We start from the raw sequence: 20,477 nt of genomic DNA, 5'->3' as shown, positions 1-20,477 counted from the left end.
AAAACATGATTAATTTTTAGGGATTGTAAAAATAAATTTAGAGCCTTTACCTTCTTCGCTTTCTACCCAAATTTTGCCCTTATTGCGTTCTATCAATTCTCTTGAAATCATTAAACCTAACCCTGTCCCTCCTTCTTGGTTGGTACCCAAAGTGGTGAAAAAATCATTCTTGAAAAGCTTATTTTTAGTTTCATCCGTCATTCCAATTCCTTGGTCTTCCACACAAATCCAATAATACCCATCAAAATCTCTGAAATTCACAGAAACTTGATCTTCTGATTTTGTAAACTTAATAGCATTGTTCAAGAGATTGCGAAGAACTATTTCTATGGTATTTTTATCTGCAAGCAGGGTTGTTTGAGGCCTGATCGAATTAATCAATTCCTGCCCCTTGTAATTATTGGAAGATCGTATAATCTCAAAATTTTTCTCTATCAATTGATAAATGTCAAAAGTAGATTTTTCGCTTTTAGTTCCTTTCAGTTGATTTTTTGACCACAAGAGAAGGTTTTCCAAGAGTAACACATTATTTCCCAAATCCAGAGAAATTTTAGGCGCATATTCTTGAAACTCTTCCTGAGTCAAAGACTTAATATTCACTAAGTCCAACATTCCTTGTAAAGAATGCAAAGGTCCCCGTAAATCATGCGCCAGAATACTTAAGATCTTATCTTTGATGCGATTCGTTTTGAAAAGTTCTTCGGCCTGAACTTCCATTTTAATTTTCTGGATTTTAAGCTTTTGATTCAATTCCCTATGGTAATTCAAATAGCGTTTGTATATAATAACTATTATGAATAGAATAATTGATATTGCTAAGAATAAAATAAAGATATAATTCTGGAATTTTTCAGCTTTTAAAATCAATTCATTCTCTCGATTCAATTGATCAATCTCAAGCTTTTGACGTTGAATAGTTAATTTGGCTAAATACTCTCGGGTCTTTTGCGTATTCAAAAGCTCTTTTTCATTAGCTAGCAGATTTTGTAGATAGCTTAATCTTTCTAGGTTATTTTCAATCCTTGCTACCTCTATACCTGTTATAAGGATCGCAATAATAGATTCTCGATTTGGCTTTTCTTGATTTAGTTCAATTGCTTCGTCTACAATTCTTTTAACACTCGAAAAATTAGTCGTTTTTAATTCGATTTCCGCAAGTTTTTCCAAAGCTTGTAAAGCCCTGACCAAGTCATTTTGTTTCCCATATTCATATAAGGCAATAATATCCTTTCGTGCCGATTGATAATCTCCCATATCCAATAAAAGCTGTGCCTTATTGAATCTTGAAACGATTAATTGACGTCCGTTTCCTCTTTTACTTCGAATAGAAATGGCATCATCTATAGCTTCCAATGCTTCAAGATATCTTCCTAAACTCCCTAAAACCAAGCTTTTGCCCGTAAGATTATAGGCTGTGCCATCCAAATCATTGATTTGTTGAAAATATTCACCTGACTGCTCGTAATACTTCAAGGCCTCCTCAAACAAATCTTGGTAATAATAAATCTGGCCTATACTATTTAATGCATGTCCCATTTGCAAAAGATCATTAGCCTTCTGACTGACCTTTAATGCTTCTTCATAATTTAATATAGCTAGATCTTGTAGATTGTTGTTTCTATAATACACACCTAACCTTGTAAGATTTTGTGCGAGCAGCGTTGGATTATTGAGGTTTTTGGCTAATTCTATGGCTTCCAAGTAATATCCTTGTGCGCTATCCGAATAATGAATTTCTCGAACAAATGCTGATAGTATTTCTAGTCGACTCTTTTGATCAGTAGTTTGATTCAGTTGTTGATACAGACTATCAGCTGCCTTAGAATGCTCCTGACCATAAACATTGTTTTCCTGACCATAAGCATTGTTAAAAGTACCAGTAAAAGTTACAAAAGAACTAATAAAGTATACAAGCAAAATAAAAATCCAATGAAAGCGCATTGATAATTAAGTTTCGTCAAATATAAAAAAAAAATACTTGTCTAGACAAGAGTCATCTCTGCAACTTGAAAACAAAAAAAACTTGTTTATAAGTAGATTTTTGAAGATTGGATTAATAATTTAATTACCTGAGAACATTTCTTGTACTTCTTTTTCTTGCAATCCCTTGCTAAATCTTCTCAGATTATATGTAAAAGTTAGCATTGCGTACCGTTGGAGTACATTAGATTGGAAATCCTCAATATACGTTTCCGTAATCCTTCTTCTAACATTTGCATTCTGTCCGAGTAAATCGTATACCATGATGCTGATTTCTCCCCGCTCATTTTTAAAGAGTTTTTTGCCCAAACTCATATTGACCAATGTGAAGGTTGCGTCGAAGCCATCTGCTAAACCATTATTTATTTGATGATTGACATCCATTCGGTAGATAATTCCTTTCCAGATGATCCAATTGAAATTGACACGGAAGCGTTGCTGAAAAAAATCATTACTTAATCGTGGGTTAAGGGTGTTGTTAACCTGATTATAGGAAGACCTTGACCATAAATTAAAGTCAATATTTTCACTGATGTTGCTACTGATATTGAACCCTGCACTGTATCGGTTGGAATTATTGAAGCCTATTTCATCATTCACCTGACCAGGGCGTTGAGTGATTCCTAAGCCGGTATTTAAGCTGAGGTTTGATTTTATAAAACCCAACGGCATCCCGTAACTAAACCACGAACGAAACTCCCTAAATCCATCTAAATTTATTGGTCGGTTCAACTGTGCACCTTGTTGCAGTATGATTCCATTGCCAATATCAATCGGACTATCGGCAATAAAAGTACTGTTGGAAATGAAGTTATTGGTCATTCTTGATTGAGCAAACAAAAACCAGTTTTGATCCTTATCTGGATTATTGCTTCTAAACCGAAGTCTAAATTGATTGGTAAATGCCTGATCGAGATTAGGGTTTCCTGTGCGCAATTGCAGGGGATTATTATTATTGATAGCTGCTTGCAGCTGCCCTACATTGGGTTCGTTAGTGTAAGTATCGTAGTCCAACTGAATATTGGTTCTCGGGGTCAGTTTGTACTCCATACGCACAGTAGGTAAAAAATTAGTAAAAACACGATTCAATACCTCAGGAGTAGGGAAAAATTGATTGTTATCCAAGCGAGCATCTTGATATTCAAGTTCAGCCTGAACCCTGAAATTATCTTTTTTGTACTGATATCCCCATTCAAACTGATTCCTTAAAAAAGAATTCTCAAAAGTATTGCTCAATGCTGTATCCAATTGTAGCTGATTATTGGGTGCTAATTCTGAGATTACATTAAACAAAAGCTGATCAGAGCGATCGTTCCGGTTTCCAATAGAGTATTCAAACTCCATTTGCCCATTTTCTCCCACAGGTTCGGTATATGAAAGACGAACATTCCAAGATCCTCCTCTGCGATCCCTTGTGGTCAATTGATCAAGGATTTCTTCCTCAGCCCCTGATTCGTTGAAGAACGTATTAACAGCTTGCCTAGTGGATTCGTCCTTATTCCAATTGGTACTAAAATTCAATCGGGTAGTGAATGTTCTCCCTGGTTTATCAAATTTATGGCTGTAATAAAAGCGGTTAAATAAGTCAAAATCCCCGTATTCACCCAATCGAGAGTTTTCTACAGCATTGATCAAGTCTTCGCCTTGCGTCGTTTGGCCTTCAAATCCAGAAACTTCATTTTCAAAGCGGGCGGAAAAACGCGGAATATATAAAATCCTGTTTTTTTCATCGATTTGATATTCTAAGCGAAGATTAGCCTGATGCCGATTATTGATTCGGACATCCCTGCTATTTTCTTGGTAAAACTGATTTTCCTCATTGGAGGTAATAAATTCACGAACCCTGTTTTCAATGCCTAAGTTTTCTGTTCGCGTAAACGTGTAACTTCCTGTTACTTTGATTTTTTCTCCCCAGGTGTCTGTATAATTAGCCCCGATAAGATTGGTCGTAATTACTCCTTCTTGCGGACTTACGTTCGTTTGTGCGTTTGGATCAGCTGAATAATTGAGTATGTTGACATTATTGCTGAGTCCAGTGATGGTAAGCCTCGTATCCTCATCAAAAATATTGATCGATGCAGCACCAAGGTACCGATTTTCCGATCCATAACCTGCGGTGGTTTTACCAAATTGCCCTTTTCTGCGATCTGGTTTTGTGATGATATTGATGGTTTTTTGACGCTCCCCGTCATCAAATCCACTTAACTGAGCTTTTTCAGATAATTGATCAAAAATTTCAATGCTTTGAATCATTTCAGCAGGAATATTTTGTAAAGCAGCAGTTACATCATTTCCGAAAAAAGGCTTACCATCAATCAGAATCTGGGCTATATTTTCACCTTGTGCCTGCAAAGCTCCACCATCAGAACTAACTCCAGGGAGTTTTTCGATCAGTGCTTGGGCTGATGCGTCCTTCATGGTTTTAAAAGCATCTGCGTTAAAAAGAGTTGTGTCACCTTTTTGAGTTGCCGTGGATCGTCTAGCCTGAACAACCACTTCATTTAAATCCTGTGCTTCTTCCCGAATGTAAAGATTTCCTAAATTCAATTGTTCAGAGAACTCAATTACCTTGATCAGTTCTTTGTAACCAATAAATTGAACCCTTAACAAGTAACTGCCTCTTTTAACACTAGAAAGTTCGAAACCTCCATCTATGTCTGTTACTGTCCCACTTACCTGCGAAGAATCAGATGCAGCCAGCAAAAGTACATTTACAAATGGCATCACATCGTTGGTCCGTTCGTCTTTGACGATTCCTTTTATTTCGAAGGACTGAGAAAAGCCTGAGTGAAAAAAAACAAAGAAAATAATGACAACGGTAAGCCGGCGTTTCATGAATAAAATAATTTTTTAATGAGGTAACAAAACTACCAAGTCTTTGGAGCTAAAACAGGCGTTATCTGCTGAAAGGCTTAAACCATGTCTAAACAGTAAAGCGTAGGTATCAGTAGAAAAATGACCTACGCTTTACATGCAATTGTATAGTACACTTGTAAGAATTTGAGGCTCTACCTAAATGTAAAAGAGATAAAATACTGCCACGGTGAGAACAATGAAGATAATGGTAAGTCCGCTGCCAGCTTTGATATAATCTTTATTTTGATAGCCTCCCGCAGAAATCATCAGCGCATTTACCTGGTGAGTTGGCAATAAGAAAGAGTTGGATACGCCGACAGCAGCCAGCAATACCAAAGGACGAGGGTCTAAACCGGCAATTTCAGCCATTCCGATCACCAACGGGGCCAACACAACTACAGCACCTACATTGGACATGAATAAGGAAAAGATTGTACTAATTACTGTAATTGCTGTCAATAAGACAATCACTGACTGGCCTTCGACTACTTGCATGACATATTGTGCCAAAAAGAACGCAGCCCCGGATTTTTGCATGGCCAGTCCTAATGGGATCAAACCTGCTAAGAGAAATACAACTTTCCAGTCAATGGAATCGTACGCTTGCTGAATAGTAATCACACGAGATAAAATCATGGCCATGGCCCCCGTCATAAAGGCCAAGGCTATTGGAACACCCAAGAATGTCAGAATAATACCAAATGCAAAACTCGCAATTGCAGGAATAGCTTTGGATTGATTCTTTGATTCACTCTCAATAGGGGTTGCCAAGATAAAATCCCCATCATTTTTAATGTTTCGGATATTATCCCAAAGGCCATATACAATAATCGTATCACCTTTTTTAAAGATGTGGTCAGAAAAATCTCCTTTGATTTCTTCCCCATTATTAAATAGAATTAATGGCTCCAAAGCTAGTTTTCTACGAAATGCAAAATCCCGTAAAGATTGACCGATTAACTCCGAACCAGTGCCGATGATAATTTCCGCAAACCCAGATTCATCTGGTTTACTCAAGCGATTAAAAATCCCTGGTTGAATCGTTTCCTTTAGACCATATTCTTGAGCAAGTCTTTTCGCTTCTTTTTCTGATCCAAGAAGTGCTAAAATTTGCCCTTTTTTGAAAGTAGTCTCTCTCCATGGTGCATAAATAACATTTTCTCCATCAGCTAAGGCAATCAAATTCAATTGAAAGTCTTTCCATATTCGGGAAGATTCGGTAGTCATACCGTTGAGATTGCTAGCTTCCTGTATGGAATAGTACCAAAGATTATTGGGTAATTGAAGGGTCTCAATAAGTGACTCCTGAGCAGTTTTCTTTTTACTTGCGTTTCCTTCCTTTGGCAATACATAGTTGCCCAACAAGAAGAAATACACGATACCAGCAATCAATAGAATTGCGCCTACTGGCGTTACTGCAAATAGGTCATAAGGAGCTAATGAGGCATTTTTCAACAAATCATTGATCAAAATCAAATGACCAGAACCGACCATAGTCAACGAACCACCCAAAATAGCAGCAAATCCTAAGGGCATGATTAATTGAGTAGCGGGAATTTTTGTTTTTCTAGATATATCTAATGTTCCAGGCAGGAATAAAGCTGCTGCTCCAATATTTTGCATAAATGCAGAAAGTGTACCAACGGAAATGCCTAAAAAACCAATGATTTTATTTTTATCATTTCCAACTTTTTTGAGAACAGCTTCGGAAAAGCGTTCCATCACCCCAGTAGTGGTAATGCCGTACCCCAAAATCATCACTGCAAGCATGGAAATGACCGCGTTGGAAGAAAATCCTTTGAGCATTTCATCCGGCGTAAGTACTCCTGACCAGCCTAAGGCTAGCATGGTAAGGATTGCTACTACATCGATTCGAAAAATCTCAAATACCATCATGATGACTGTTGCCACCAAAATCCCCAAAACAATTACAATTTGAAAATCTGCTTCCATAGGCTTAAGTTAGTATAATTCCAACAAAAATAGGTTTTTCATGATCGTAATCCATGTATAAAAAGTCACACTAACCATGCTGAAAATGCATCATTAGAAAAATCCAACATCCATTCCTAGCTTATAAATAGGGCTTTTTTAATCCTTTCCGTATGGAACGGGCTTTTTTTAAATCTTCAAAAAACCATTTCTCCAAAGCTTCAATATCGGTATTGTAGCTATTCCCATGTAGTTGACGCAATTTTTTGGAAGTTCTCCCGAGTTGATGATATCCGACCAGCCAAGCGATGACAAAAGGTTTCCGAATATCCAACAACTGATGAAGAGGAAAAGTCCGTAACCTTACGGGTAAGAAATCACTCTTTTTTCGAGGCTTCCGATCGTGAATGATTGAAGTTGTTACTTGTACCCCGATTTTAAAGCCAAAATATTGGGCACGGGCCGCAAAATTATTGTCCTCGCCATAATGATGAAAGAAGGGGTTAAATAATCCCACTTTTTTGATAAGCTCCCTAGTGACAAACCATGAAGCAGCTCCAACAAAACGAACCTCATGTAAATCTTGGATATTTTTCTGTGTTTGATTTTCTAAAAGTACCTCCGTGGTTGGATGATAATGTTTTTTCACTTGATTCTCAAAAACTACATCCATATTTTGCCCATCAGGCTGCAGCTGTATTGGACTGATGATTCCAAAGGTAGGGGAGTTGAGGGAGGATTTATAGAGCTTTTCTAAACAGTCTTTTGCTACATATGCATCTTGATTTAATAAGAACACATAATCATAGCCCTGCTTGATTGCCTGGAGTAATCCGATATTGTTAGCTCCTCCAAATCCCAAATTGGTAGAAGATTGAATCAATTGGACGTCAACTGAATTGGAACGAATGATATCCACAGTATTGTCAGTGGAGTTATTGTCAATAATCAGGATATCCGAGTCCAAGGTACTTTCGGACAAGCTCCTGAGACAGGTCTCGATCCACCGAGCACCATTAAAAGTTACGATTATGGTTAAGATTGTATTCACAAAAGATTTAATTTGATAAGGTCTTATCGAAAGGAGCGATCCTCTCAGCAATACCAACTAATAGCCTCAAATGTAATGCTAGAAAGATTTCTTCCATTAATTTTTGACGAGTTTTTTAAATTAATTTGTTTTATAGATATTTAGGCAACTTTTTGCAAGGTAAGAAGTTAAATACCTATGTATTCATTAGTCATAACCCTGTATGCTATTATGAATTTTCTTATTCCTAATCCGGAAGGATCCTTACTCTTTGATTTTGGTGAGGGAAAAATTTTTGGTCGCTGGGTCATTATCAATGATGGCGTGATGGGAGGGATGTCAGATTCCAACGCCAGGTTGGAAAAAAATGCTGTGGTTTTTTATGGCCATGTCTCCTTAGAGAATAATGGAGGCTTTGTTTCACTTCGAAGTCCAATGGGGAAGTACGACCTTTCTTCTTTTTCCTACTGCGAAATGCGATTCAAATCACCTTCCTATAGAAATTTTGAAATTTTGCTAGAGCGGGAAACTGCTTTTTATCTTCCCAAATTCAGAAAAAAGTTTCTGGCTGTCTCAGATGATTGGGAAGTAGTAACCTTTTTGCTCACAGATTTTGAAATCAGTCGTATGGGAGAAACGACACAAAAAGGCATAGCGCTCTCAGAACTTCAACACATTCAACGCTTAGGCATTATTTTGGCAGATAAACAAGAAGGTGATTTTGAATTAGTGATTGATTATATTAAATTTTTTTAACGTCGACCCTTCCTTAGTTCTTCCAAAATCCCTTCCAATCCATTGAGTCGGATCTCGTATAGGGTGTGTAAATACATTCCTAACTTTCCTTGGGGAAATCCCTGTCGGTGAAACCATACCAAGTAATATTCAGGAAGATCTGCTAATATTCTTCCTTTGTATTTCCCGAAAGGCATTTTTTCAGTAATCAGTCCTTTTAATACTTGAGCATCCATATCAGAAACCTACTGCTGCATCATCTCCACGCTTATCTGCACCTCCTTCAAGTCTGCCATCAGGCAAGACCAAGATTGCGTCTACTTTTCCAATGATTGGGCTATATCCCTCATTGATTTTGTACCCTTTCACTTTTAAAATCTCCATATCGGCAGATGAAAAACCTTTGGGTTCAAAATTGATATGGTCGGGAAGCCATTGGTGGTGGAAGCGAGGGAGATCTACTGCTTGCTGCATGCCCATCCCAAATTCTACTACATTTAAAATCGTCTGCAAGACAGATGTGATGATGGTTGACCCTCCCGGTGTGCCCAAAACCATGAACAGTTTTCCGTTTTTTTCCACAATCGTGGGCGTCATTGAACTCAACATTCGCTTTCTAGGAGCAATAGCGTTGGCTTCCGCACCAATCAGTCCAAACATATTGGGAACACCTGTTTTTGAACTGAAATCATCCATTTCATTATTCAAGAAAAAGCCTAATTCATCCACATACAACTTGGATCCATAGGCACCATTTAAGGTAGTGGTAATGGAAAGACCATTTCCAAATTGATCAACGATAGAGTAGTGAGTCGTTTCATGACTTTCTTGAAACTGAATTTCGCCATGTCCTACTTCTGAAGATCGTGTGGCACGCTCTGCATCGAAGGTGGACATGCGAGCGTTGAGGTAGCTTTTATCCATCAGCTGCTTTACAGGAATTTCTACAAAGTCTGGATCACCCAAGTAAAAATTCCTATCTGCATAGGCCCTGCGTTCTGCTTCTGTCAATACCTGAATATAGTTTGCTGAATTATGCCGCATAGAAGCTAGCTGAAAAGGTTCCAACATCCCCATAATTTGGGCAAGTGTAATCCCGCCTGAACTCGGAGGGGCCATCGAAATAATGGAGTAGCCTCGATAATCAAACCGAATCGGCTCTCTCCATTGGGGCTGATAAGTTGCTAAATCTTCTAAGGTAATGATTCCTCCTTTCGATTTTAAAAATTCAACTAGCTTTTGAGCAGTTTCTCCCTTATAAAACTCATCTGCTCCATTTATAGCTATTCTCTTCAGGGTACTTGCTAAAGCAGGGTATTGAATGGTGTCACCTGCTACAAACTCCTTTGCAAAGAGGGTTTGTTCGCCACTTACTTCTATGATATCCTTTCTATTATTGGCAAGCCGTTGTGCTTGTTTTTCTGTGACTACAACACCTTTTTCAGCTAGTTGAATGACGGGTTTCAAAATTTCCGCCCATGGCAAAGCACCAAATTTACTATGAACTTCATAGATTCCTGCAACAGTACCAGGAACACCCACTGCGAGCGCTCCTTTGGTACTTAGTCCTGGGATAACATTTCCTTCTTCATCGAGATACATATCCTTATGGGCAGCTATGGGTGCTTTTTCACGGTAATCAATTGATCCAATTTGGCCATCCGCTAAACGGTAAACCATAAATCCACCCCCGCCTAAATTGCCGGCAAATGGGAATGCAACGGCCAATGCCAACTCTGTAGCAGCCATGGCATCGAAAGCATTTCCTCCTTTTTCTAACATGAGCAATCCAATCGTTGATGCCTCTGTCCGTGCAGAGACAACCATAGCTTGGGTGGCAATTACTCCCCGTTCGTCTAGAGATAGTTTATCCTTTTGTTGGCAAGAAAAAAACAGAAAAAATAACAAGAGGTAACTACAGGTTAGAATGCTACATACTTTTGACATGATTAGTCGATTAAGGTATCATTGAATAATTTTAAAATTCGTTTGTACTCGTCTGTCCAACTACTTGGCTCCACAAATCCATGATCTTCCACCGGGTACACAGCAAATTCCCAATTTTCTTTTCCAAGTTCAATCAATCGTTGGGCAAGTCTGACAACATCTTGGAAATGTACATTCACATCTAGCATGCCATGCGCGATCAACAAATGTCCTTTTAATCCCTCAGCAAAATACATGGGAGAAGAACGACGGTAAGCAATCGGATCATTGAAAGGTTCATTCAAAATATTGCTAGTATATCCGTGATTGTAATGTGCCCAGTCTGTCACTGAGCGAAGCGCTGCACCGGAGGTAAAAGTATCCGAAGCATTGAACAAAGCCATCAATGTAATAAAGCCTCCATAGCTTCCCCCGTAGATACCTATTTTGCCAGCTTGAACTCCATGTTCTGCCATCAAATACTTAGCCCCATCCACCTGATCGGATAAATCTTTACCACCCATATGACGATAAATGCCTGTTCTCCAATCTCTACCATATCCAGCAGATGCCCTATAATCGATGTCCAACACCGTATAACCCAAATCTGTCAAAAGATTGTGAAACATGTACTCCCTAAAATAGGTAGACCACCATTTATGCACATTTTGTAGGTAACCGGCACCATGAACAAAAATGACAGCTGCCCCATTACTTTTTTCAGGATCAGGTTTGTAGAGACGGGCAGGAACACGCGCACCATCTTCGGCATTAAACCGGACTATTTCTGGATCTCTCCATGAGTATGCCTTGAACGCCTCACTTTGACCAAAGGTCAATTGTTTAGGTTCAGCTCCTACTTCATTGGCTTGCAGATAGATTTCCCATGGTTTGTTAGAATAGGAGTGGAGAATAGCAAAATTCTTCTCATCAGGAGAGATAGCAACATCGTTATTACCAACCATCGTCGTTAACTTCTCCATTTTGCCCCCCATCAAAGGCATCATGTACAAGTGCCGTTCACCTGGATCTACAGCAGAGGTGGTCAAAAACCAATATTTTCCATTATTGGATATCTTTGGATCATAAACTTCAAAAGTTCCTGAGGTCAGTTGCTTTTTAGCACCTTTGGTCACATCCAATACATAAAGATGTGAAAATCCGCTTTCTTCAGATTGAAAATAGATATGCTTGTTGTCAGGAAGCCAACCTAAAGTGCCTCCACCCATGCTCCATCCAATGCCTGGACCTGCAATCCATGCCTCATCCCGTTGACGGTCAAGATTTTTAACTGTTCCATTCTCCAAATCCAGCAGCGCAATCCATCGATCCTTGTTGTCAAACGAACGTACATTGATCACCGCTTTTTTACCATCCTTGGAAAAGTAGGGGCCAGAAAGGAGCAAATCTCGCTCTTTGGATTCCCATTTTTTATCTGGATAGTCCTTGACGTAATCCGGCAAATCCTTCAAACCAGGAAGTGTGGTGGTATTGACCAAGTAAACGGTGTCTTTGGCTACATGATAAATAGCCATTTCTACTTTAGTCGGTTGGTCACCTACTTTACTGCGGGTATTGAGGTTGGTAGTGTAGCCACTTGAGTGCGTATAATCCGGCACCACTGTATTTTTGTTTTGTGCTCTGGTAATAAGAGCAAAAGTAACAAATGAACCATCGGGACTAACTTGTAAATTGGATACCTGTTTGCTACCTGAATAAAAAGTGTAGGGCTCAGGCTTTGCAAATGATTCCGCATAGGCTTTTCGCTGTTCCCTTGTTTCTTCCCGTTCTCTTACTACTTGCAACAGTTGTAGATTATCCTCTTTCAACCATTCATCCCGCTCGTTGAGTTTGGTTGTTCGCTCCTCTGTTTTGTTACCAGATTGAATATTTGTTATCCTTTTAACTTTGCCGGTCCCCATTTCATAAATGAAAATGTTTGACCGAGATTCAAATGCAATTTGTTGATCTCCATTCAAAAATGTAGGATTACTGATTCTGTCAGGCCATTCAAGCACCTGCTTTTTTTCTTTGGTTTGTACGTGATATAGCATTAACTCATTACCATCCGTGTACACCTTCATTGATTTGCCAGCATTGCTTTGGGCATTCGCAGGTAGCATTGCTTGACGCTCTGCTTTGGAGACCTTCAGGTATCGCTGTGGGTCTGAGAGTTCAATCTTATACAAGGAGTCTGCTGGATTTTGTTCGGGATTGTAACTGAAAAAAATGACTTGAGAATCATCCGACCATCGAATATTGGAAGGAAAATGACCCATCCAGACAGGATCACGCATGATGTACTCAACTGTGAGTTGTTGAGCTAAAAGAAAATTTGTTCCTCCGAACAGGAACAGCAGTACTAATAACTTATGTTTCATAACTACCATTGCTTTGGGTAGCTAAAGATCGGAAAAAAAATGAATGTCAATTAAAAAACTAAACTAGCGGTCAAAAATCATGTTATTCTACTGAATTTAAAAATTGACGTAATTCATTTTCAATAACCTTTATCTGAGCCTTTAAATCTTGATATAAGTTTTGAGCACTCGGGATATCCCCTTCAATTTGTTCTACAAGTTTTCTTGTTTGAATGGCACCAATATAGCTGAGGGAAGGTTTAGACTTATGACAACTTTTCTTGATCACAGGATAATCCTCATCAGAAAAAGCTTTGTCTAAGGATTTTAAGTCATGCAAATTGGTATCCAAAATGATTTGGATCATCTCTAAAAGCATTTCTTTGTCATCATCACCAAAGTATTGGTAGATTGTTTGTGGACTTATGAGCTGGTACATCAAAACAAAAGTTAGTATAAATATGTACTTATTATGCAAAATTATGCATTTCGTAACAAATTTCAAGTAATTGATCAAAAAAATAATCACAAATTTTCAAACTATGAAGAGTTTTTTGCTTCAAATTAAAGAAAGTCTACAAGTTCCATTTAGGCTATCTTTATTAATGTTTCTTCTGTTATTAGTTCAACTGTCTTTTTCCATTGATCTTGGGTTTTTAGGTGTCAAGCCTTGGAGTATCCCACATCTAGTAGGGTTGATCACCGCACCGTTGGTTCATGGTTCACTAGTTCACCTGCTGGCCAATGTGGTACCTTTCATGGTTCTTGCCACATCCCTCTATTTTTTTTATGACAAAATAGCCAATCAGGTTCTCTTTTACGCCTATTTTCTACCTTATGCCATTGTATGGTTTGTGGGTCGGCCATATTTTCACATTGGCTCATCGGGAACTGTTTATGCGCTAGCTTTTTTTATGATATCGCTAGGTATTTTCCGTGGCACTATCAAATCTTTACTGATTTCGGGGATTACCATCTTCTTATATGGAAGTTTGATATACGGGGTAGTGCCTACAGAGCGAAAAATCTCTTGGGAAACACATCTTGCAGGTGCAGCGGTCGGGATTGTAACCGCTTTTTATATGAGTAGAAAAAAGAATTTAGGCTAATCTTTTATGAATAGCTTAGCAACCACAAACATCTCAATGCATGATAAAAGATAGGTTTTTTCATGGTATTTTTGAGGCCAAATTAAAACCCATTACCGCGAAATAGTGTTAACAAGACAATGAAACGAAATAAACTTATTTTCCTTATTCTCGCTAGCATCTTTCTGGCGATCATTTTATGGGTAAGTTATGATATTTCTACCCGTACCACATTTCCTGGTTCCAAAGGAAATTTAAAAGAGCGCATTGCTCCATCAGATACTCAAGAAAGTAAAGCTCCAAGTGAAAAACAATAAAATAGATATCGATCGGATTGACTTAGATAAAATGAAGGAGAAGACTACGGAGCAACCTGGTCTTTTACCTTATGCGCACCAATCCGGCAGTGCAATTATCAAGCCCGAGGATAAAGGGAAAATAACGGGTAGGGCAGTGGCTGCCATGCATTCTCAAACAGATATGCAGATGTCACAAATTTATCAACAGATGTCCCTACTCGCTGAACAGGCTAAAATGATTCAAAAAAGAGTGGAAGTCTCCGAGCGCATTTATCAGTCTTCCATGTCCTTTGAACCGCTTATCAATCATCGGTATTTTTTATATGAAAAAGAGGATGGAACTGATTTTTTGAGTATGGTAGGTCCTGAAGAATGGGGCAGAGCCAAAAAATTTATCTTTATCGCAGAAATTAAATTACTGGCAGATCATACTTGGGAAATCCTTCGGGAAGGAGCACAAGAAGCAGATGCCTCTAAGGACTGATTCCTTGAATCGCACGCTATGTCAAAACATCAGTTAAAAGTAGCTAACTTACGATCGATCCTTGAGGAATCGGATTTGGAGGTAGATAGCTTTTTTCACCTAGAGGTGAATCCTGACTATTTAAAAGGAAAAGGAGAGCTCCTGCTGCAAGCTGTCTTCGAAAATTTGGAGGGTAGAGGTAAGATGCCTGTTTTGGAAAAACTCCGATTTGATTTCAAGATACAACGGTATGTTTTTTTGTACGATGATGAAGTACATTTCAATCGGTATCGGTTAAACTCCTTAAAAACAGATTTGTATGATACCTTTACTTTTGATTGGGTAGATAGTTACAAGCGTCTGTGTAGAACGTACGAGAAAGAATGTCTGAAAGCAGGGATACAAGACAGAATTTGGAATGGTCCTCCAATCGCTCGAAAGATTTTTGGAGAAGCGTCTGAAGCAGGCGATCTCAGTGGTAATGGTGCTAGTGGATGGAAGCTAAATGCGTACAATGACGCTCAATATGACTTGCTCAGCCGTCTGCATGGCTACAAGCTGATACGTCTTCCACAATACGAAAATCTGATGCTTGGAGGGAGTTTGAAAAAAGTGGATGACTTACTCTTGCAACCCAAAGAAGCCTTTAAAATTGCCATGACCAATTGGATCAAACGCAAAATCCAATAGTTCTTTTTCGAAGTACTTTGAACTGGCATGTTTTTTGGCGAATTTTGGAAAAATAATAGAGATCACTATGATTAAGAAAATCATCTTTTTGCTTGCACTGTCTTTAGTAGCTTATTCCTGTGCTAAAGTTCCTATGTCGAATCGAACTCAACTAGCAATTGTTCAAAATTCCGAATTACTTCCCATGGCTTTTGATCAATATGGGCAAGTGTTGAAAGAAGGGAGGCTCGTTACCAATACGCCCGAAGGTCAGATGGTCGTAAGAGTTGGGAAAAAGATTGCTGCCGCAGTGGAAGTATACATGAAAGAAAATGGCTTAGAAAGCCAATTGCAGGGTTTTAACTGGGAGTTTAATTTAATTCAAGAAGATATTGTCAACGCCTGGTGTATGCCCGGCGGAAAAGTTGCCTTTTATACAGGGATCATGCCTGTCTGTCAGGATGAAGCAGGTGTAGCCGTGGTTATGGGGCATGAAGTAGCTCATGCGATTGCCAATCACGGTAGAGAGCGGATGTCTAATGGCCTCTTGTTAAATGGTTTCATTGGCGGCGCTCAAGTAGCTATGGGTCAAAATCCTAGCTTGACCCAACAGATTTTTCTCCAATCCTTTGGTATAGGCGGTCAATTAGGAATGCTGTCTTTCAGCAGAAGGCATGAATTAGAAGCGGATCAGTTAGGATTGAATTTTATGGCTATGGCGGGCTATGATCCTCAAGTTGCGCCTGATTTTTGGGATAGAATGGCTGCTTTAGGTGGTGGTGGTGCACCTCCTGAATTCCTTTCCACACACCCTGGACCAAAAAGAAGAAAGGATGAATTGAAAAAACAAATGCCAATTGCCATGGAGTACTACAATAAGTACCAAGTTGCAAAGTAGGAATGAGGAATGGAGAATGAACAGTGCGCAGCAGTGGACATTGAACAATTCCCAATCTAAAATCTATCCTCTAAAATCTAAAATATAGCAGTGGCATCGCCACGACCAACATGCTAGCCTAGGGTTTCACCCCTAGGAAACCGATAACGCATCATCCTCCCAAAACCTTTCATAAACCCGGGTCAAAACCCGGGTTTTCTTGTAAAAATACCCCTCGGTGCTCCCAACCCCTGAAAGGGGTTGAACTTGAAACATCCTCACTGTTCACTCCGAGCTGTTCGATAGTTGTCGTGGGTAAAAACCCACGCCTATTGATTGGAATTGAGTTAAAGAATAGAATTTTTTCAATTCATATTCACGGGTAAAAACCAACAGCTAGCTATCTCGGTAGTTGCATCACCTCACCACTGCTTGACCGATAATACTGGTCGTGGATTAAAATCCACAAGAATTGCTTGTTTGAAAAACTTTCACAATCCACTGCTCACTGTTCACTGCCCACTGCTCACTGTTCGCTCCGAGCTGTTCGATAGTTGTCGTGGGTTAAAACCCACGCCTATTGATTGGAATTGAGTTAAAGAATAGAATTTTTCCAATTCATGTTCACGGGTAAAAACCAACAGCTAGCTATCTCGGTAGTTGCATCACCTCACCACTGCTTGATCGATAATACTGGTCGTGGATTAAAATCCACAGGAATTGCTTGTTTGAAAAACTTTCACAATCCACTGCTAACTGTTCACTGTCCACTGCTCACTATTCTATCCGAGCTGTTCGATAGTTGTCGTGGGTTAAAACCCACGCCTATTGATTGGAATTGAGTTAAAGAATAGAATTTTTCCAATTCATGTTCACGGGTAAAAACCAACAGCTAGCTATTTCGGTAGTTGCATCACCTCACCACTGCTTGATCGATAATACTGGTCGTGGATTAAAATCCACAGGAATTGCTTGTTTGAAAAATTTTCACAATCCACTGCTCACTGTTCACTGTCCACTGCTCACTGTTCATTGTTCACTGCTAACTGTTCACTGCTCACTGTCCACTGCTCACTGTTCACTTCCTATCCATCACCACTACCAACTTTTTCAGTTTTTCAGAATAGGCCAATCGAGTAAGCGTAGAATGGGAGGGAAGGTTTATCTGGCCACTCAATTTCCACGTTTGCTGACTTGCTTTTCGAATGTATAGCTCATTGCCTGAGCCCATGAGAATCAAATCCTTACCAATCCATAACATATCTTCAGCGCCGGGAATTGTTCTTCCGAAATCATGGTAGCTGCGTTTATCAATATCGAAGCCTTTGATGGCATAGCTCTTTCCTTGCGGAGTATCCTGCACATCACTCTTATCGATATAGCTGATAATAGCGGTTTTGGGTTTTCGATGAATACTCCGTCCAACATTGCTTGCGATAGTATGAACTTCTTCCCGGGAATAAGGATACACCAGTTTATTGGGTGAACCCAGCACAAACAGAGCTGCTTTATTGTCATACCAAGCATAATACCCTACAGGCTCTATATCATCATAAAGTAACTCGGGCTCTCCAAAATTATTGGGATACAACCATAGACGCTGCTTTCCTGTGGGTTCTACGGTAATAGACGACACATACAGACCACAATCCGTGGTTTTTGGTGAAAATTCATTGAAATCTCTGGTTTGGGTGAGGTTTACAAATTTACCACTGCTAAAGGAATAAATGATGATGTCATGATTCCCTTTTTCGTCCGCTGCTGAGAAAGCCAACTGCTTATCGTTGATAAAGTAAGGTTGATTATCATACAAAGCCCTGTCCGTTATAAGCTTTACGGACTCCTCCATCAACTGAAGCGTCCCACCTTTGAGCTTCGCATTCACTGCTACTAAATCAGTAGCTGTTTGTGCCCAAAGGCTTCCAAAAGAAAAAATAAGAACTAAACCTAGAAAGAAATGTGTGCGCATACAGTATATTCAGCTTTATTAAAAAACTAAAGTAAGAATTCGGAGTTAAATTCTTGTGGAAAAATTAAGCTATTATACAAATTCTTATTTAGACGGACTTCGAAAAAAAGGAGATCCCATTGCAGATCAAGTAGTACTGGAATTACTGGCCAATCCCAGCTGGGCAGAAGCCATAAATTCTTGGAATGCAATAGTTCCTTCTTCCTCTGAATTAGCAAAATTTAGCCCTCTTTTTCAGAAATTTTTCGAAATATACACACAGGTTTCTCCTAGTTTAGACCAGAAGAAAATAATCCGTGCACAAAATTTTTTCGACAAACAGGGGAATGATTACTTATCCTTGCTGGGCTTATATTCCTTACCCTATTGCTATGCCTTCGCAGATGGAGCGCAGGTTTTGGTAAGATCCAAGCGCATTATGGATGAAGTTGGACAGCGCTTATTAGAAACGGCTTTATTTCTTTTAGATTCATTTAAACCTGGAACCTTTCTTCAAGTAAATGAAAGCTTGTTGACTTTGGCAAAGGTGCGTTTAATTCATGCCTTTAGTCGATATTTTGTACAAACGTATGCCAAAGATTGGCAAAAGGAATGGGGCATGCCCATCAATCAGGAAGATTTGATTGGTACTAATCTGGCTTTTAGCGTACTCGTCATTAGAGGACTGGATAAACTAGGAAAATTTCCAGGTACTGAAACGTATGAGGCCATTCTGTATTACTGGAAAGTGATCGGAGAATATTTGGGTTTAGAAGTGGAACATTGGCCTGAAACAGCCAAAGAAGCATTTGAATTAGAGCGTCTAATCCGAAAGCGTCACCTGCGTCAATCCGAGGCAGGCCTGCGCTTGATCAATTCCTTGATCGCTTATTATGAAAAAAGTTTCCAAGAACCCGCGATGACCGCTTCACTTCGAAGGATGATCGCCTTTTTTGTAGGAAAAGAAGCCTCAGATGCCCTTCAGTTACCCTATTCAGATCAAATTCCCCCCTTCGCTTACCGTGTTTTACTGGACTGGAGCTTTGCCATGCAACGGGGTTCATCCGCTCCAATTACCTATGCCAACACCCGAAGAGAGTTTATGAGTCAGAGTTTGGTACGAATGGGAGCATACCCTTCCTTGCAAGTACCAGTCATTAAGCGTTCATAATCGGACATTTTTTGTTCGGTTTTGAGTGGTTTTTAATCTTACAAGTCCATTTAAAGCCGTATTTGAGCATTTTTGAATCATGGCATCTTTTTGGTGTTTAGACAGCGTAATGAACGCACTCAGCAGACATTTCTCAAAATTGCCAGTAGAACTGATCTTTTGGATAGGGGCCCTGATAGGGATATTATTCATAGATCCGTACGGACCTAATCATTTCACTCTTTGTCCTTTGGATAACTTAGGGTTTGATTGGTGTCCCGGTTGTGGCTTGGGAAGATCCATGAGTTTGCTGACCAAAGGAGACTTCAAAGCTTCTTGGTCTATGCATCCTCTGGCAATGTTTGCTTTTGTTGTCATTGTTTTACGCATCATTCAACTAATCAGAAACAACAAAACAACTAGAAATCATGGCTAATGTATTGAGACACTTACCAGAATTGGAAGGAATGGAATTGGGTTACATTCAGGGAATCATGAAAGACATGGACGATGAGCAAGCCTCCTTTTTCGCCAATGTCTACAGAGCCCGACGCAAGGATAACCAAATGATCTTGATCCTTTGTTTAATTGGATTCGTAGGTTTTGCAGGCCTTCACCGATTTATTTTAGGACAGATAGGATTGGGTATTTTATACTTATTGACTGCCGGACTTTGTTTCATTGGTACTATTGTGGACTTGGTAAATTATAAAAGTTTAGCCTACGAATACAATATCAAAATCGCTCATGAGACCTTGAATATGATGAATTTCAATAGAGGATAATGGGAGAGGAGAGCCCTTCGACTGGCTCAGAGACCCTGAGGCGAGCTTGCCTACCTTGAATTAGGTGTCAAAAAGTAAGTACCTAGAATTAAAGGCTGTTCCGAGCATCGGGAAATCAAGAAAGAAGCGATTAGAGAGTCCGTCTTTTTTATAGATGAATTTTGACCATCAATGTTGGTCGTGGGTTAAAACCCACGCCAATTGATGGGATTTGGAGGAGCAATGAGAAATAAGAACCAAGAATCAAATCCGAGACTAGGGACATCAAGAGAGCCATAAAACGAGCTTATCTACGCCACTGAGGCTTGATTTTAGAGAGTAGATTTAGTAAGCAGCTGTCCGAAAGTCCTCATTTGTTCCCTCCCCACTGCTCACTGTT

The 20,477-nt window shown here is 39.4% G+C and carries 18 protein-coding genes; 9 read left to right on the top strand and 9 right to left on the bottom strand.

Translation table 11 applies throughout. The features are described 5' to 3' along the window. Positions 1-9 precede the first annotated feature (9 nt). The 4 genes from IPZ59_RS15510 to IPZ59_RS15495 all read right to left on the bottom strand — a co-directional run bounded on the left by IPZ59_RS15510 (position 10) and on the right by IPZ59_RS15495 (position 7,819). A complete protein-coding gene (locus IPZ59_RS15510) occupies positions 10-1,941 on the bottom strand; it encodes a tetratricopeptide repeat-containing sensor histidine kinase (RefSeq protein ID WP_236136956.1) in 1,932 nt (643 codons plus the stop codon). Between the two features lie 120 nt (positions 1,942-2,061). Beyond that, positions 2,062-4,815 (bottom strand): outer membrane beta-barrel protein, encoded by a 2,754-nt coding sequence (locus IPZ59_RS15505; protein ID WP_236136955.1) that lies wholly within the window; start codon positions 4,813-4,815, stop codon positions 2,062-2,064. A 177-nt stretch (positions 4,816-4,992) separates the two neighbouring features. Next, complete coding sequence (locus IPZ59_RS15500) at positions 4,993-6,789, bottom strand: SLC13 family permease (RefSeq protein WP_236136954.1); 1,797 nt, start codon at positions 6,787-6,789, stop codon at positions 4,993-4,995. A 121-nt stretch (positions 6,790-6,910) separates the two neighbouring features. Then, the gene (locus tag IPZ59_RS15495) at positions 6,911-7,819 is read right to left on the bottom strand and encodes a glycosyltransferase family 2 protein (protein WP_236136953.1); all 909 of its coding nucleotides are present in this window, start codon (positions 7,817-7,819) and stop codon (positions 6,911-6,913) included. 210 nt (positions 7,820-8,029) lie between these two features. Here IPZ59_RS15495 and IPZ59_RS15490 point away from each other — a divergent pair, with 210 nt between their 5' ends. Next, the gene (locus IPZ59_RS15490; protein ID WP_236136952.1) at positions 8,030-8,554 is read left to right on the top strand and encodes a CIA30 family protein; all 525 of its coding nucleotides are present in this window, start codon (positions 8,030-8,032) and stop codon (positions 8,552-8,554) included. On the opposite strand, the gene IPZ59_RS15485 is transcribed toward IPZ59_RS15490, so the two are convergent. The 4 genes from IPZ59_RS15485 to IPZ59_RS15470 form a co-directional block, all read right to left on the bottom strand. After that, complete coding sequence (locus IPZ59_RS15485) at positions 8,551-8,769, bottom strand: DUF3820 family protein (RefSeq protein WP_236136951.1); 219 nt, start codon at positions 8,767-8,769, stop codon at positions 8,551-8,553. The genes IPZ59_RS15490 and IPZ59_RS15485 overlap by 4 nt on opposite strands. Before the next feature lies 1 nt (position 8,770). Then, positions 8,771-10,480, bottom strand: a complete 1,710-nt coding sequence (gene ggt / locus IPZ59_RS15480) for a gamma-glutamyltransferase (RefSeq protein ID WP_236136950.1) — start codon at positions 10,478-10,480, stop codon at positions 8,771-8,773. Between the two features lie 2 nt (positions 10,481-10,482). Continuing rightward, complete coding sequence (locus tag IPZ59_RS15475; RefSeq protein WP_236136949.1) at positions 10,483-12,840, bottom strand: S9 family peptidase; 2,358 nt, start codon at positions 12,838-12,840, stop codon at positions 10,483-10,485. A gap of 82 nt (positions 12,841-12,922) precedes the next feature. After that, on the bottom strand, positions 12,923-13,258 hold the full coding sequence (locus IPZ59_RS15470) for an Hpt domain-containing protein (protein ID WP_236136948.1): 336 nt from the start codon (positions 13,256-13,258) through the stop codon (positions 12,923-12,925). A 103-nt stretch (positions 13,259-13,361) separates the two neighbouring features. On the opposite strand from IPZ59_RS15470, the gene IPZ59_RS15465 reads away from it, so the two are divergent. From IPZ59_RS15465 to IPZ59_RS15445, 5 genes are all read left to right on the top strand, one after another. Continuing rightward, positions 13,362-13,928 carry a rhomboid family intramembrane serine protease gene (locus IPZ59_RS15465; RefSeq protein WP_236136947.1) on the top strand — a complete coding sequence of 189 codons (567 nt, stop codon included), beginning with the start codon at positions 13,362-13,364 and terminating at the stop codon, positions 13,926-13,928. A gap of 119 nt (positions 13,929-14,047) precedes the next feature. Beyond that, the gene (locus tag IPZ59_RS15460; RefSeq protein ID WP_236136946.1) at positions 14,048-14,224 is read left to right on the top strand and encodes a hypothetical protein; all 177 of its coding nucleotides are present in this window, start codon (positions 14,048-14,050) and stop codon (positions 14,222-14,224) included. After that, entirely contained in the window at positions 14,211-14,690 is a 480-nt protein-coding gene (locus tag IPZ59_RS15455) for a DUF2452 domain-containing protein (RefSeq protein WP_236136945.1), read from the top strand. Before IPZ59_RS15460 ends, IPZ59_RS15455 begins: the two co-directional genes overlap by 14 nt. A gap of 18 nt (positions 14,691-14,708) precedes the next feature. Beyond that, positions 14,709-15,359, top strand: a complete 651-nt coding sequence (locus IPZ59_RS15450) for a DUF7255 family protein (RefSeq protein ID WP_236136944.1) — start codon at positions 14,709-14,711, stop codon at positions 15,357-15,359. Between the two features lie 67 nt (positions 15,360-15,426). Next, the gene (locus IPZ59_RS15445) at positions 15,427-16,236 is read left to right on the top strand and encodes a M48 family metallopeptidase (protein WP_236136943.1); all 810 of its coding nucleotides are present in this window, start codon (positions 15,427-15,429) and stop codon (positions 16,234-16,236) included. A 1,057-nt stretch (positions 16,237-17,293) separates the two neighbouring features. On the opposite strand, the gene IPZ59_RS15440 is transcribed toward IPZ59_RS15445, so the two are convergent. Beyond that, positions 17,294-18,184 (bottom strand): hypothetical protein, encoded by an 891-nt coding sequence (locus IPZ59_RS15440; protein WP_236136942.1) that lies wholly within the window; start codon positions 18,182-18,184, stop codon positions 17,294-17,296. A 55-nt stretch (positions 18,185-18,239) separates the two neighbouring features. Here IPZ59_RS15440 and IPZ59_RS15435 point away from each other — a divergent pair, with 55 nt between their 5' ends. The 3 genes from IPZ59_RS15435 to IPZ59_RS15425 all read left to right on the top strand — a co-directional run bounded on the left by IPZ59_RS15435 (position 18,240) and on the right by IPZ59_RS15425 (position 20,098). Further along, positions 18,240-19,334, top strand: a complete 1,095-nt coding sequence (locus tag IPZ59_RS15435) for an oxygenase MpaB family protein (protein ID WP_236136941.1) — start codon at positions 18,240-18,242, stop codon at positions 19,332-19,334. Positions 19,335-19,413: 79 nt separating this feature from the next. Then, positions 19,414-19,749, top strand: a complete 336-nt coding sequence (locus IPZ59_RS15430) for a DUF2752 domain-containing protein (RefSeq protein WP_236136940.1) — start codon at positions 19,414-19,416, stop codon at positions 19,747-19,749. Beyond that, positions 19,742-20,098 (top strand): TM2 domain-containing protein, encoded by a 357-nt coding sequence (locus IPZ59_RS15425; protein ID WP_236136939.1) that lies wholly within the window; start codon positions 19,742-19,744, stop codon positions 20,096-20,098. The genes IPZ59_RS15430 and IPZ59_RS15425 overlap by 8 nt, the downstream gene beginning before the upstream one ends. Positions 20,099-20,477 lie beyond the last annotated feature (379 nt).

Origin of the sequence: Mongoliitalea daihaiensis (assembly GCF_021596945.1) — a bacterium.
GTDB lineage: Bacteria > Bacteroidota > Bacteroidia > Cytophagales > Cyclobacteriaceae > Mongoliitalea > Mongoliitalea daihaiensis.
This window is presented reverse-complemented; position numbering and strand designations above follow the sequence as displayed.

What these genes read in the sequence shown, in the direction of transcription:
- IPZ59_RS15510 (WP_236136956.1), bottom strand. Translation starts at nt 1,941, where the DNA reads ATGCGCTTTCATTGGATTTTTATTTTGCTTGTATACTTTATTAGTTCT.
- IPZ59_RS15505 (WP_236136955.1), bottom strand. Translation starts at nt 4,815, where the DNA reads ATGAAACGCCGGCTTACCGTTGTCATTATTTTCTTTGTTTTTTTTCAC.
- IPZ59_RS15500 (WP_236136954.1), bottom strand. Translation starts at nt 6,789, where the DNA reads ATGGAAGCAGATTTTCAAATTGTAATTGTTTTGGGGATTTTGGTGGCA.
- IPZ59_RS15490 (WP_236136952.1), top strand. Translation starts at nt 8,030, where the DNA reads ATGAATTTTCTTATTCCTAATCCGGAAGGATCCTTACTCTTTGATTTT.
- IPZ59_RS15485 (WP_236136951.1), bottom strand. Translation starts at nt 8,769, where the DNA reads ATGGATGCTCAAGTATTAAAAGGACTGATTACTGAAAAAATGCCTTTC.
- ggt (WP_236136950.1), bottom strand. Translation starts at nt 10,480, where the DNA reads ATGTCAAAAGTATGTAGCATTCTAACCTGTAGTTACCTCTTGTTATTT.
- IPZ59_RS15475 (WP_236136949.1), bottom strand. Translation starts at nt 12,840, where the DNA reads ATGAAACATAAGTTATTAGTACTGCTGTTCCTGTTCGGAGGAACAAAT.
- IPZ59_RS15470 (WP_236136948.1), bottom strand. Translation starts at nt 13,258, where the DNA reads ATGTACCAGCTCATAAGTCCACAAACAATCTACCAATACTTTGGTGAT.
- IPZ59_RS15465 (WP_236136947.1), top strand. Translation starts at nt 13,362, where the DNA reads ATGAAGAGTTTTTTGCTTCAAATTAAAGAAAGTCTACAAGTTCCATTT.
- IPZ59_RS15460 (WP_236136946.1), top strand. Translation starts at nt 14,048, where the DNA reads ATGAAACGAAATAAACTTATTTTCCTTATTCTCGCTAGCATCTTTCTG.
- IPZ59_RS15450 (WP_236136944.1), top strand. Translation starts at nt 14,709, where the DNA reads ATGTCAAAACATCAGTTAAAAGTAGCTAACTTACGATCGATCCTTGAG.
- IPZ59_RS15445 (WP_236136943.1), top strand. Translation starts at nt 15,427, where the DNA reads ATGATTAAGAAAATCATCTTTTTGCTTGCACTGTCTTTAGTAGCTTAT.
- IPZ59_RS15440 (WP_236136942.1), bottom strand. Translation starts at nt 18,184, where the DNA reads ATGCGCACACATTTCTTTCTAGGTTTAGTTCTTATTTTTTCTTTTGGA.
- IPZ59_RS15430 (WP_236136940.1), top strand. Translation starts at nt 19,414, where the DNA reads ATGGCATCTTTTTGGTGTTTAGACAGCGTAATGAACGCACTCAGCAGA.
- IPZ59_RS15425 (WP_236136939.1), top strand. Translation starts at nt 19,742, where the DNA reads ATGGCTAATGTATTGAGACACTTACCAGAATTGGAAGGAATGGAATTG.